Raw genomic sequence first — 13083 nt, forward strand, 5'->3', positions numbered from 1 at the left:
TTTTTTATTTTTAGGATATTAAAAATAAAAATAGTTAACTGAGTATGAGGACATTATGGCTAAATTAGGGACGCCGTTATCACCCACTTCAACCAAAGTTATGCTGTGTGGCGCAGGTGAATTGGCTAAAGAAGTGGTGATAGAACTACAAAGGTTTGGTTGTGAAGTTATTGCTGTTGATCGCTATGCGAATGCGCCAGCAATGCAAGTTGCTCATCGTTATCATATTATTAATATGCTAGATGGTAATGAACTGAGAAAAATTATTGAACAGGAAAAACCCGATTTTATTGTTCCAGAAATCGAAGCCATTGCAACGCAAACTTTAGTTGAATTAGAGCAAGAAGGATTTACCGTTATTCCCACTGCAAAAGCAGTCGAGTTAACCATGAATAGAGAAGGAATTCGTCGCCTTGCTGCTGAACAACTAAATCTACCTACTTCACCTTATCGGTTTGCTTCAACCGAAAAAGAATTTAAAGATGCGGTAAAAGAGATTGGTTACCCCTGCTTAGTTAAACCAGTGATGAGCTCTTCCGGTAAAGGGCAAACATTATTACGTAGTGAAGCTGATCTACAATTAGCTTGGAAATATGCACAAGAAGGTGGTCGAGCTGGTGGCGGTAAAGTCATTATAGAAGGTTTTATCGACTTTGATTACGAAATTACCTTATTAACCGTTAGGCATATCAATGGTGTCTCTTATTGTGAACCGATTGGGCATCGTCAGGAAAAAGGCGATTATCGTGAATCTTGGCAGCCTCAACAAATGTCTTGTAACGCTTTAGAGCAAGCAAAAGATATTGCAACTAAAATAACACAAGCATTAGGCGGGCACGGTTTATTTGGTGTCGAACTGTTTGTTAAAGGTGATAAAGTTTGGTTTAGTGAAGTATCGCCTCGTCCTCATGATACCGGAATGGTAACCTTAATTTCGCAAAATTTATCTGAATTTGCCTTACATGCCAGAGCTATATTAGGCTTACCTATTCCACTTATTGAACAATATCATGCTAGTGCATCGGTGGTGATAATGGTTGAAGGTGAATCAAAACAGGTATCGTTCACAAATTTAGATAACGCATTAAGTCAACCAAATACTGATTTACGTTTATTTGGCAAGCCACAAGTTGAAGGTTGCCGAAGAATGGGGGTTGCACTTGCAAGCGCTGTAACAGTGGAAGAAGCAATAAATAAAGCCGATGCTATTGTAAAACAGTTAAAAATAACCCTATAGGGCATTACTTTGTGTAAAAAGCAATCACTTAATTCAAAAAAAGCAAATTTTGCAAAATAGGGGTTGACGTAAACATGTGAAGTGAGTAACATACGCAACCCTTGAGACAGCAAACTAAAACAACAAAATGTTTAGTTAAATTTAAAGCTGTCAGCTCTTTAAAAATAAGAAACAGACAATCTGTGTGGGCACTTGCGAGACGAAAAATTAAAAGTCTACGGACTCAAAAATTAAGTCTTGATAAGTGACACTGAAGATTCATTTGAATTATGTCAGAGACAGTTATTGAGCATCAAACTTTAAATTGAAGAGTTTGATCATGGCTCAGATTGAACGCTGGCGGCAGGCTTAACACATGCAAGTCGAACGGTAACATGAGTGCTTGCACTTGATGACGAGTGGCGGACGGGTGAGTAAAGTATGGGGATCTGCCGAATGGAGGGGGACAACAGTTGGAAACGACTGCTAATACCGCATAATGTTGAAAGACCAAAGCATGGGACCTTCGGGCCATGCGCCATTTGATGAACCCATATGGGATTAGCTAGTTGGTAGGGTAAAGGCTTACCAAGGCGACGATCTCTAGCTGGTCTGAGAGGATGACCAGCCACACTGGAACTGAGACACGGTCCAGACTCCTACGGGAGGCAGCAGTGGGGAATATTGCACAATGGGGGGAACCCTGATGCAGCCATGCCGCGTGTATGAAGAAGGCCTTCGGGTTGTAAAGTACTTTCGGTAATGAGGAAGGTGGTGTATCGAATAGGTGCATCAATTGACGTTAATTACAGAAGAAGCACCGGCTAACTCCGTGCCAGCAGCCGCGGTAATACGGAGGGTGCGAGCGTTAATCGGAATGACTGGGCGTAAAGGGCATGTAGGCGGATAATTAAGTTAGGTGTGAAAGCCCCGGGCTCAACCTGGGAACTGCACTTAAAACTGGTTATCTGGAGTATTGTAGAGGAAGGTAGAATTCCACGTGTAGCGGTGAAATGCGTAGAGATGTGGAGGAATACCGGTGGCGAAGGCGGCCTTCTGGACAGATACTGACGCTGAGATGCGAAAGCGTGGGGAGCAAACAGGATTAGATACCCTGGTAGTCCACGCTGTAAACGATGTCGATTTGGAGTTTGTTGCCTTGAGTGATGGGCTCCGAAGCTAACGCGATAAATCGACCGCCTGGGGAGTACGGCCGCAAGGTTAAAACTCAAATGAATTGACGGGGGCCCGCACAAGCGGTGGAGCATGTGGTTTAATTCGATGCAACGCGAAGAACCTTACCTGGTCTTGACATCCACAGAATCTTGCAGAGATGCGAGAGTGCCTTCGGGAACTGTGAGACAGGTGCTGCATGGCTGTCGTCAGCTCGTGTTGTGAAATGTTGGGTTAAGTCCCGCAACGAGCGCAACCCTTATCCTTTGTTGCCAGCGATTAGGTCGGGAACTCAAAGGAGACTGCCGTTGATAAAGCGGAGGAAGGTGGGGACGACGTCAAGTCATCATGGCCCTTACGACCAGGGCTACACACGTGCTACAATGGCGTATACAAAGGGAGGCGACCTCGCGAGAGCAAGCGGACCTCATAAAGTACGTCTAAGTCCGGATTGGAGTCTGCAACTCGACTCCATGAAGTCGGAATCGCTAGTAATCGTGAATCAGAATGTCACGGTGAATACGTTCCCGGGCCTTGTACACACCGCCCGTCACACCATGGGAGTGGGTTGCACCAGAAGTAGATAGCTTAACCTTCGGGAGGGCGTTTACCACGGTGTGGTCCATGACTGGGGTGAAGTCGTAACAAGGTAACCGTAGGGGAACCTGCGGTTGGATCACCTCCTTACGAAGTGCTCGTAAGTGTTCACACAGATTGTTTGTTAAGAAAGAGTCACTTTATTGGGTCTGTAGCTCAGGTGGTTAGAGCGCACCCCTGATAAGGGTGAGGTCGGTGGTTCAAGTCCACTCAGACCCACCAATTCAACGGCATTGAGCGAGCCAGCTTGAGACGTTGGAGAAGTGAAAATAATGGGGCTATAGCTCAGCTGGGAGAGCGCCTGCCTTGCACGCAGGAGGCCAGCGGTTCGATCCCGCTTAGCTCCACCATTAAAGCCGTCTCTTTTGAAAATTAAATTATGTTTGTATTTACTTTTAAGAGTAAATAGAAAGATAAAGCTCTTTAACAATTAGGAACAAGCTGAAAGAAACGAGTTCTCGTTTTTACGGAAGGCATTTGTAAGAAAGTATGAATGTGAAGAAGTAGAAAAGAGAAAAAAGCGTAATTGAAACCAAGACAACTGTGAGTTGTAAGGTTAAGAAATTAAGCGTACACGGTGGATGCCTAGGCAATCAGAGGCGATGAAGGACGTGTTAATCTGCGAAAAGCGACGGTAAGCCGATAAAAGGCGCTATAACCGTTGATGTCCGAATGGGGAAACCCAGTGCAGGCGACTGCACTATCATCTGATGAATACATAGTCAGATGAGGCGAACCGGGAGAACTGAAACATCTAAGTACCCCGAGGAAAAGAAATCAACCGAGATTCCCAAAGTAGCGGCGAGCGAAATGGGAGGAGCCCAAGCGGGTAGCATAATGTATTAGTGGAAGCGTCTGGAAAGTCGCACGACAGAGGGTGAAAGTCCCGTACATGAAAATGCATTATGTGGAAGCTTATAGAGTAGGGCGGGACACGTGATATCCTGTCTGAAGATGGGGGGACCATCCTCCAAGGCTAAATACTCCTGATTGACCGATAGTGAACCAGTACCGTGAGGGAAAGGCGAAAAGAACCCCGGGAGGGGAGTGAAATAGACCCTGAAACCGTGTACGTACAATCAGTGGGAGCATGTACCGTTGGGTATGTGTGACTGCGTACCTTTTGTATAATGGGTCAGCGACTTATATTCTGTAGCAAGGTTAACCGAATAGGGGAGCCGAAGGGAAACCGAGTATTAACTGTGCGAAAAGTTGCAGGGTATAGACCCGAAACCCGGTGATCTAGCCATGGGCAGGTTGAAGGTTGGTTAACACTAACTGGAGGACCGAACCGACTAATGTTGAAAAATTAGCGGATGACCTGTGGCTGGGGGTGAAAGGCCAATCAAACCGGGAGATAGCTGGTTCTCCCCGAAAGCTATTTAGGTAGCGCCTCATGAGTAACTGTTGGGGGTAGAGCACTGTTTCGGCTAGGGGGCCATCCCGGCTTACCAACCCGATGCAAACTCCGAATACTGACAAGTTTAATCATGGGAGACACACGGCGGGTGCTAACGTTCGTCGTGAAGAGGGAAACAACCCAGACCGCCAGCTAAGGTCCCGAAGTCATAGTTAAGTGGGAAACGAAGTGGGAAGGCTTAGACAGCTAGGATGTTGGCTTAGAAGCAGCCATCATTTAAAGAAAGCGTAATAGCTCACTAGTCGAGTCGGCCTGCGCGGAAGATGTAACGGGGCTAAAACTATGCACCGAAGCTGCGGCAGTGCACGTAAGTGTATTGGGTAGGGGAGCGTTCTGTAAGCCGTAGAAGGTGTGTTGTGAGGCATGCTGGAGGTATCAGAAGTGCGAATGCTGACATAAGTAACGATAAAGCGGGTGAAAAGCCCGCTCGCCGGAAGACCAAGGGTTCCTGTCCAACGTTAATCGGGGCAGGGTGAGTCGACCCCTAAGGAGAGGCCGAAGGGCGTATCTGATGGGAAACGGGTTAATATTCCCGTACTGGCTGTAACTGCGATGGGGGGACGAAGAAGGCTAGGTTTACCACCTATTGGATGGTGGGTTAAGCGTGTAGGGGTGTGATTAGGCAAATCCGGTCACTGAGACCCTGAGGCGTGATGACGAGCTACTAAGGTAGTGAAGTAATTGATGCCCTGCTTCCAGGAAAATCCTCTAAGCTTCAGGTTACAGTTAATCGTACCCGAAACCGACACAGGTGGTCAGGTAGAGAATACTCAGGCGCTTGAGAGAACTCGGGTGAAGGAACTAGGCAAAATGGTGCCGTAACTTCGGGAGAAGGCACGCTGACGGTAATTGAAATCCCGCGCGGACGTAGGTGAAATCAGTCGAAGATACCAGCTGGCTGCAACTGTTTAATAAAAACACAGCACTGTGCAAACACGAAAGTGGACGTATACGGTGTGACGCCTGCCCGGTGCTGGAAGGTTAATTGATGGGGTTATGCGTAAGCAGAAGCTCTTGATCGAAGCCCCAGTAAACGGCGGCCGTAACTATAACGGTCCTAAGGTAGCGAAATTCCTTGTCGGGTAAGTTCCGACCTGCACGAATGGCGTAATGATGGCCAGGCTGTCTCCACCCGAGACTCAGTGAAATTGAAATTGCCGTGAAGATGCGGTGTACCCGTGGCAAGACGGAAAGACCCCGTGAACCTTTACTATAGCTTGACAGTGAACATTGAGCCTTAATGTGTAGGATAGGTGGGAGACTATGAAGCATGCACGCCAGTGTGTGTGGAGTCAACCTTGAAATACCACCCTTTAATGTTTGATGTTCTAACCTGTACTTCTGAATCGAGGTAAGGGACACTGTCTGGTGGGTAGTTTGACTGGGGCGGTCTCCTCCCAAAGAGTAACGGAGGAGCACGAAGGTTAGCTAATCCTGGTCGGACATCAGGAGGTTAGTGCAATGGCAAAAGCTAGCTTGACTGCGAGAGTGACGGCTCGAGCAGGTACGAAAGTAGGTCATAGTGATCCGGTGGTTCTGAATGGAAGGGCCATCGCTCAACGGATAAAAGGTACTCCGGGGATAACAGGCTGATACCGCCCAAGAGTTCATATCGACGGCGGTGTTTGGCACCTCGATGTCGGCTCATCACATCCTGGGGCTGAAGTAGGTCCCAAGGGTACGGCTGTTCGCCGTTTAAAGTGGTACGCGAGCTGGGTTTAGAACGTCGTGAGACAGTTCGGTCCCTATCTGCCATGGGCGTAGGAAAATTGAGAGGGTTTGCTTCTAGTACGAGAGGACCGAAGTGAACGCACCGCTGGTGTTCGGGTTGTGATGCCAATTGCATTGCCCGGTAGCTACGTGCGGAATAGATAAGTGCTGAAAGCATCTAAGCACGAAACTAGCCTCGAGATGAGTTTTCCCTGAAGAGATTCAGTAAGGTCCGTTTGAGACTAAGACGTAGATAGGTCAGGTGTGTAAGTGTAGTGATACATTGAGCTAACTGATACTAATGAACCGAGAGTCTTAACCTTACAACTCGGAGTTGTTTTGGGTTACGCAAGTTGAGAGTAAGAAATCATTGAAAGATGATGAAAGATTGATAAAACAGTTTGTTCCGGATTGAGCGATTGATGCAGACATGCGATAATGCGCATCAATTGAAGAAAGAGAAGACAGAATATGTCTGGCGGTAATAGCGCGGTGGTCCCACCTGACCCCATGCCGAACTCAGAAGTGAAACGCCGTAGTGCCGATGGTAGTGTGGGTATTACCCATGTGAGAGTAGGGTGCCGCCAGACTTTTAAATTAGAGCGAAAGCCCAGCAGAGATGCTGGGCTTTTTTGCTATTTGCCGTTTAGATTTTGTGTAAATAATTTGGCATAATCATTTATTTGTTTGTGATTTTCTATATCATAAAATGTAATATCAAACATCAAGTGTTGTAGGAACGAGATGAATTCACTAATCGCCTTTAATAAACCATTTAATGTTATTACACAGTTTTCGTTTCATGAAAAATATCAAACATTAAAAAATTTTATACCATTACCACAATTTTACCCTGCTGGTCGACTTGATACTGACAGTGAAGGATTACTATTACTCACCAATGACGGTAAATTACAAGCTAAAATAAGTTCCCCGAAATTCAAATTACCTAAAACATATTGGGTACAAGTAGAAGGTGAGATTAACCAAAATGCGATTGAAGCATTAAAGCGGGGTGTTCAATTAAAAGAGTTTCATACCGCACCAGCAATTGTTTCCGCGCTGGCTGAGCCGACACAATTATGGCCAAGGGTGCCGCCGATTAGAGAACGCAAAACGATACCGACCTCATGGGTAAGTATCACAATAACCGAAGGCAAAAATCGACAAGTTCGCCGAATGTGTGCCGCTGTCGGTTTCCCTTGTTTAAGGCTCGTGCGTGTACAAATTGGCAAATATAATCTCTTTACTCATCAATTGTCACAAGGTGAGTGGCGTTCAATCAGTCTCAATGATCTTTAATTACAATTAATCGTCTAATATTGGTTGATATTCTATTCTTTCCTTTAAATTTTAAAGGATCAAATTGATCAATAATATTATTTTCTCTGATTGAATACATTGGGCTTTATTCTAAAATAAGATAAAATGATCGTTAATATGATCATAGGATAATTTATTTATGGCAGAACAAAAAAAAGAAGGCTTTTTTTCACGCTTAAAAAAAGGTCTTTTTAAAACTAAACAAAATATTGGATCGGGTTTTCTTAATTTATTTAAAGGAAAAAAGATCGACGATGCGTTATTTGAAGAGCTTGAAGAGCAGCTTATTATTGCCGATGTAGGCTTTGATACAACACAAAAATTAATCAGTTCATTAACTCAACAAGCTTCACGCAAAGAACTAAAAGACGCTGATGCACTACATGAGCTTTTAAAGCAAGAAATGAAATCTATTTTAAGTGGTGTAGATAAACCTCTTGAAATAGAAAGTCACAAGCCTTTTGTTATATTAATGGTTGGCGTAAATGGTGTAGGAAAAACAACCACCATAGGCAAATTAGCTCGTCAATTTCAACAACAAGGCAAGTCGGTTATGCTCGCTGCCGGCGATACATTCCGTGCTGCTGCCGTTGAACAGCTACAAGTGTGGGGAGAGCGCAATAATATCCCGGTTATCGCCCAACATATCAATGCGGATTCGGCTTCAGTTATTTTTGATGCTATGCAAGCAGCTAAAGCTAAAAATATTGATGTACTTATTGCTGACACAGCTGGACGTTTACAAAATAAATCTCATTTAATGGATGAACTCAAAAAGATCGTTCGAGTAATGAAAAAACAAGACGAAACGGCCCCGCATGAAATCATGTTAACGATAGATGCCGGTACCGGGCAAAATGCCATTAGCCAAACCAAACTATTTAATGAGGCAGTTGGTGTGACCGGTATGACATTAACCAAATTAGATGGTACCGCTAAAGGTGGGATTATTTTTAGTATTGCCGATCAATTTAATATCCCCATCCGTTATATAGGCGTTGGTGAGAAGATCGAAGATTTACGACCTTTTGTCGCTGACGATTTTATCAATGCACTGTTTGATGAAACAGATGAATAGAGAGAAACCATGATCCAATTTCAGCGAGTAAGTAAAGTTTATTCCGGTGGCAAACCCGCACTACAAAATATAAATTTTACTTTATATTCTGGTGAAATGGCATTTTTAACCGGACATTCTGGCGCCGGTAAAAGCACTTTAATGCGATTAATTTGCGGTTTAGAAAAAGCAAATGACGGTAAAGTGCTCCTTAATGGTATTGATGTCTCTAGTTTAAAAAAACAAGATGTACCATTTTTACGCCGAACAATTGGCATGATCTTTCAAGATCACCAATTGCTGATGGATCATACTGTTTACGATAATGTGGCTATTCCATTAATTATTCTTGGTAAACCAGCTGAGGAGATCAAAAGACGAGTTTCCGCCGCTCTCGATAAAGTCGGATTGTTAGATAAAATGAAATTTTATCCTATACAACTATCCGGCGGAGAACAACAACGGGTCGGGATTGCTCGTGCGATTGTTAATCGCCCAAATGTCTTACTTGCCGATGAACCGACTGGTAATTTGGATGATAAATTATCAAAAGATATTTTGACATTGTTTGAAGAATTTAATCAAGCTGGCGTCACAGTGCTAATGGCAACACATAATATGTCACTTATTCGCCGTAAACATCATCGCATATTAAATTTGAATCAAGGACGTTTAGAGGTTAAAAGTTGATGATTAATGCAAAAGTCAAACCTGCTAAACCAAAAGCAAAAAATGAAAATAGCTTTTTCGCACGTTGGAAAAGGCAAATTGCCTATGCCTGGAAAAATGTATTTAATGATTTCAGACAACATATTTTTGCCTCGTTGCTCACTATTTTTGTGATCGCAATTTCAATTGCATTACCGACAATTGGATATATATTGTGGAAAAATGCAAATCAAGCGGCACAGCAATGGAACCCAACGCCTAATTTAACTGTCTATATCAATAAATCATTAACACCGGAAAAAACGACTGATTTACTCGATAAACTCAAAACTTATACCGAGTTTGAAAGTGTCAACTATCTGTCAGCGGAGCAGGCACGTGAAGAGTTTAAAAAATGGTCTGGATTTGACAGTGCTTTAGATTTATTAGATGAGAACCCATTACCGGCAGTAGCCATTTTACTGCCGCAAAAAGAAGCCAAACAGACAACTAAACTTCATCAATTACAGGCGGAAATATCGAAAATTGAAGGTGTTGATGATGTACAACTCGATGATAGCTGGTTTACCAGACTTATCGCATTGACAGATATGGTAAAATCCATAGTATGGACAGTAGCAATCTTAATGGTTATTGCCGTTTCTTTAGTTATCGGCAATAGCATTCGATTAAATATTTTTGCCCGTAGGCAAACTATTGTTGTTATGCAATTAATTGGCGCAACAGAAGGATTTATTTTAAGACCATTTTTATATAGTGGCATCTTTATTGGTCTAATAAGTGCTATTTTAGCTTTAATTTTATCGAAAATATTTATACTTCAAATAGATTCAATCATATTGCATGTTGCAGATGTATTTGGAACAATAGTGACAATAAATGGACTTTCATGGGATGAAAGTATATTGATTGTTTTATTTTCGATGATAATTGGTTGGCTATCAGCTTTAATTGCGACTAAAAAATATTTAAAAGTGATGCATATTGCTTAATTAAATTAAATAAATATTATTAGTGCTATCAAGATATAAATATATTATAAAAAATGTGAACTAAATCACGTTTTGATGGTCTAATTAAACAGTAAGATTTTAAATTGTTGTTATTTAAAAAGGCAACAAAATAGCTTAATTAAAAGGGGGAATTAAATGAGTACTGATTTAAAAATGCAAGTAGGTGCTTTAATCCCACAAGGAAATATTGAATCATATCTTCGCATGATTAACACCTATCCGATGCTAACCGCAGAAGAAGAAAAATCATTAGGTGAAAGACTTTATTATCATGACGATGTGGACGCAGCAAGACAATTAATTTTGTCACACTTACGTTTTGTTGCGCATATAGCCCGTGGTTATTCCGGTTATGGATTACCGCAAGCAGATTTAATACAAGAAGGTAATATTGGATTAATGAAAGCTGTTCGTCGTTTCAATCCTGAAATGGGCGTTCGCTTAGTTTCATTTGCGGTACACTGGATAAAAGCTGAAATTCATGAATACGTATTAAAAAATTGGCGTATTGTTAAAGTAGCAACAACTAAAGCACAACGAAAATTATTCTTCAACCTAAGAAAAAACAAACAACGTTTAGGTTGGTTTAATAATGCTGAAGTTGATATGGTTGCTGATGAATTAGGTGTTAGTCGTAAAGACGTACTTGAAATGGAATCTCGCATGTCAGCGCAAGATATGTCATTTGATATTGATAGTGATGACGATGATAATTCAATTGTAGCTCCGGCGCTTTATTTAGAAGATGTTAATTCTGATTTTTCTAAATCAATTGAAAATGATAATTGGGAAAATGACGCAACGGATAAATTACATGATGCATTATCACAATTGGATGAACGTAGCCAAGATATCATCAAAGCACGTTGGTTAGATTCTGATGATAGCAAATCAACATTGCAAGTTTTGGCTGATAAATATAGTGTTTCGGCTGAACGTATACGTCAACTTGAAAAAAACGCAATGAAAAAACTACGTGTAGCCATTGAAGCATAATTAAATTGTGATTTTTAACTTTTTAAACCTTACTGATAAAACAGTAAGGTTTTTTTATGCTCAAAATCCACAATGAATGCATTAAGATAAGTTATTATTGTTTTACTTTAATATTTTATTGTTTTTTATTGTGCTTGTTTTATACTGTATTTCCTAAGTTAAATAATAAGGAAATAAAAATGGATACAGCTATAACCAAAAAACAATCACGATTAAACCAATACTGTCAATATATGGCAATTTTAATCCTGCTCCCTATTGTATGCATGCTAATTGGTACGGTGTCGCCAATGCTGTTTTACTTTTTTGGTACGAATAATATCGGGTTGGAATCCAATGGATATTCATTTTTCATTTTTACAGCAATCGATGATAGCTTCGATGTACTAAGCTTAACCTTCTGGCAAGCTGCCTTAGCAACACTTATTGATACCGGCAGAATTATTATTTTAATTTATGCTTTTAATCAACTACGATTAATGCTGGTTAATTTTGCGCAAGCGGACTATTTTTCCGTTAAATCAACAAACTACTGTTATAACTTTGGTAAATATTTGGTGATTTGGGCGGTAATGGGGGTACTTTCAGAACCGGTAATAACGGCAATATTAAGTTACAATCAGCCTGAGCGTTATTTTTCAATATCGTTTACAAGCGAAGATTTTATGACACTGCTGTTAGCAATCAGTATTATGCTAGTTGGTCAGATCTTAAAAAAAGCCAGTCAGATCGCTGAAGAAAATAGACAGTTTATCTAAATATAGCATATAAATAATAACGTTGAGTACGATACAATGACGTTAACCTAGAAACCGATTTAATAGGATCTTAATGTGGCAATTATTATAAATTTAGATGTAATGCTGGCTAAACGCAAAATTAAATCCAAAGACTTAGCAGCCGCAATCGGCATTACTGAACAAAATTTATCATTACTAAAGCAAGGTAAAGTAAAAGGATTCAGACTGGCAACCCTCGAGGCAATCTGTAAACACTTAGATTGCCAACCGGGCGATATACTGGAATATACTGATAAAGAGTAAATGATTAACTTATTGCAAGTAAGGCGGCTTCTTCTGCATGCAATAAAGCGGTATCAAACAATGGCGTCAGGCAATCTGTCTGTTGGATTAACAAGCCAATTTCAGTACAACCCAGTATAACGCCTTGTGCGCCTTGCTTTACAAGTTTATCAATAATATCAAGATAAGCTTGTTTAGCGCTTGGCTTAATTATGCCATGGCAAAGCTCATCATAAATAATTTGATTGATGATTATTCTATCTTGCTCATCGGGAATCAGTACTTTTAAACCTTTATTAGTCAGTTTTGATTTATAAAAGTCTTGTTCCATCGTATATTTTGTTCCTAGCAAAGCAACCGTTTGAATATTGCCTTTGATTAAGTGCTGTGCCGTAACATCAGCAATATGGAGAATGGGAATATCAATGGCAGCTTGAATCTGATCTGCGACTTTATGCATCGTATTGGTACAAATCACGATAAAATCTGCCCCAGCTAATGCTAGTCTTTTGGCGGCATCAATTAAAATAAGCGCACTTTTATCCCACTCACCATTGGATTGACAATGTTCAATTTCTTGAAAGTCGACACTATATAAAAGCGTCTTGGCTGAATGTAATCCTCCTAATGATTTTCCTACCATTTGATTGATCACTTGATAATAAGTCACTGTGCTTTCCCAGCTCATCCCGCCGATTAAACCTATTGTTTTCATTTTATCCATTTCCTAAACGTATTAAGCGAACTGTGTAATTAAAATTATGTTGAAGAGATTAAATTTGTTAATGTTAAGGTATTTTGGTAAATAAACCAAAGCGTCTTGTAACAATCTTTTAAACTTAAAAAACTTATATAACATAGTATATAAATCTTTTGATGCTATAATC

At 41.1% G+C, this 13083-nt stretch carries 8 protein-coding genes, 2 tRNA genes, 3 rRNA genes and 1 pseudogene; 13 read left to right on the forward strand and 1 reads right to left on the reverse strand.

Features of this window, described 5'->3' with window-relative positions:
- The first annotated feature begins 55 nt into the window (after positions 1 to 55).
- The 13 genes and pseudogenes from purT to GYM74_RS00190 all read left to right on the forward strand — a co-directional run bounded on the left by purT (position 56) and on the right by GYM74_RS00190 (position 12217).
- Positions 56 to 1237, forward strand: coding sequence for a formate-dependent phosphoribosylglycinamide formyltransferase (purT, locus tag GYM74_RS00130; protein WP_255556180.1), 1182 nt, complete (start codon positions 56 to 58; stop codon positions 1235 to 1237).
- Positions 1238 to 1538: 301 nt separating this feature from the next.
- A 16S ribosomal RNA gene (locus GYM74_RS00135) occupies positions 1539 to 3076 on the forward strand.
- Positions 3077 to 3131: 55 nt separating this feature from the next.
- Positions 3132 to 3208: transfer RNA gene (locus tag GYM74_RS00140), tRNA-Ile, on the forward strand.
- Between the two features lie 52 nt (positions 3209 to 3260).
- A tRNA-Ala gene (locus GYM74_RS00145) sits at positions 3261 to 3336 on the forward strand.
- Positions 3337 to 3540: 204 nt separating this feature from the next.
- Positions 3541 to 6439: ribosomal RNA gene (locus GYM74_RS00150) — 23S ribosomal RNA — on the forward strand.
- Positions 6440 to 6590: 151 nt separating this feature from the next.
- Positions 6591 to 6706: ribosomal RNA gene (gene rrf / locus GYM74_RS00155) — 5S ribosomal RNA — on the forward strand.
- The 16S, 23S and 5S rRNA genes sit together here with 2 tRNA genes alongside, the layout of an rRNA operon.
- 154 nt (positions 6707 to 6860) lie before the next feature.
- Entirely contained in the window at positions 6861 to 7418 is a 558-nt protein-coding gene (locus GYM74_RS00160) for a pseudouridine synthase (RefSeq protein ID WP_220218506.1), read from the forward strand.
- A 175-nt stretch (positions 7419 to 7593) separates the two neighbouring features.
- A pseudogene (gene ftsY, locus GYM74_RS00165) lies at positions 7594 to 8517 on the forward strand (signal recognition particle-docking protein FtsY); the annotation flags it as partial.
- 9 nt (positions 8518 to 8526) lie between these two features.
- The gene (ftsE, locus tag GYM74_RS00170) at positions 8527 to 9186 is read left to right on the forward strand and encodes a cell division ATP-binding protein FtsE (RefSeq protein WP_220218508.1); all 660 of its coding nucleotides are present in this window, start codon (positions 8527 to 8529) and stop codon (positions 9184 to 9186) included.
- Positions 9183 to 10157 carry a permease-like cell division protein FtsX gene (gene ftsX / locus GYM74_RS00175; protein WP_370634029.1) on the forward strand — a complete coding sequence of 325 codons (975 nt, stop codon included), beginning with the start codon at positions 9183 to 9185 and terminating at the stop codon, positions 10155 to 10157. Before ftsE ends, ftsX begins: the two co-directional genes overlap by 4 nt.
- A gap of 156 nt (positions 10158 to 10313) precedes the next feature.
- Positions 10314 to 11174, forward strand: coding sequence for an RNA polymerase sigma factor RpoH (gene rpoH / locus GYM74_RS00180; RefSeq protein ID WP_220218510.1), 861 nt, complete (start codon positions 10314 to 10316; stop codon positions 11172 to 11174).
- 179 nt (positions 11175 to 11353) lie between these two features.
- A complete protein-coding gene (locus tag GYM74_RS00185; protein ID WP_220218511.1) occupies positions 11354 to 11932 on the forward strand; it encodes a hypothetical protein in 579 nt (192 codons plus the stop codon).
- Between the two features lie 75 nt (positions 11933 to 12007).
- Complete coding sequence (locus GYM74_RS00190) at positions 12008 to 12217, forward strand: helix-turn-helix transcriptional regulator (protein ID WP_220218512.1); 210 nt, start codon at positions 12008 to 12010, stop codon at positions 12215 to 12217.
- A gap of 4 nt (positions 12218 to 12221) precedes the next feature.
- Here the strand turns inward: GYM74_RS00190 and GYM74_RS00195 are convergent, their stop codons facing one another.
- Complete coding sequence (locus GYM74_RS00195) at positions 12222 to 12911, reverse strand: aspartate/glutamate racemase family protein (RefSeq protein WP_220218513.1); 690 nt, start codon at positions 12909 to 12911, stop codon at positions 12222 to 12224.
- Positions 12912 to 13083 lie beyond the last annotated feature (172 nt).

It is taken from the genome of Gilliamella sp. ESL0405 (genome assembly GCF_019469205.1).
Classification (GTDB): Bacteria; Pseudomonadota; Gammaproteobacteria; order Enterobacterales; family Orbaceae; genus Gilliamella.

Bases quoted from the DNA above. Each gene is read 5' to 3' on its own strand.
- purT (WP_255556180.1), top strand. From the start codon at position 56: ATGGCTAAATTAGGGACGCCGTTATCACCCACTTCAACCAAAGTTATG.
- GYM74_RS00195 (WP_220218513.1), bottom strand. From the start codon at position 12,911: ATGAAAACAATAGGTTTAATCGGCGGGATGAGCTGGGAAAGCACAGTG.
- rpoH (WP_220218510.1), top strand. From the start codon at position 10,314: ATGAGTACTGATTTAAAAATGCAAGTAGGTGCTTTAATCCCACAAGGA.
- GYM74_RS00160 (WP_220218506.1), top strand. From the start codon at position 6,861: ATGAATTCACTAATCGCCTTTAATAAACCATTTAATGTTATTACACAG.
- ftsE (WP_220218508.1), top strand. From the start codon at position 8,527: ATGATCCAATTTCAGCGAGTAAGTAAAGTTTATTCCGGTGGCAAACCC.
- GYM74_RS00185 (WP_220218511.1), top strand. From the start codon at position 11,354: ATGGATACAGCTATAACCAAAAAACAATCACGATTAAACCAATACTGT.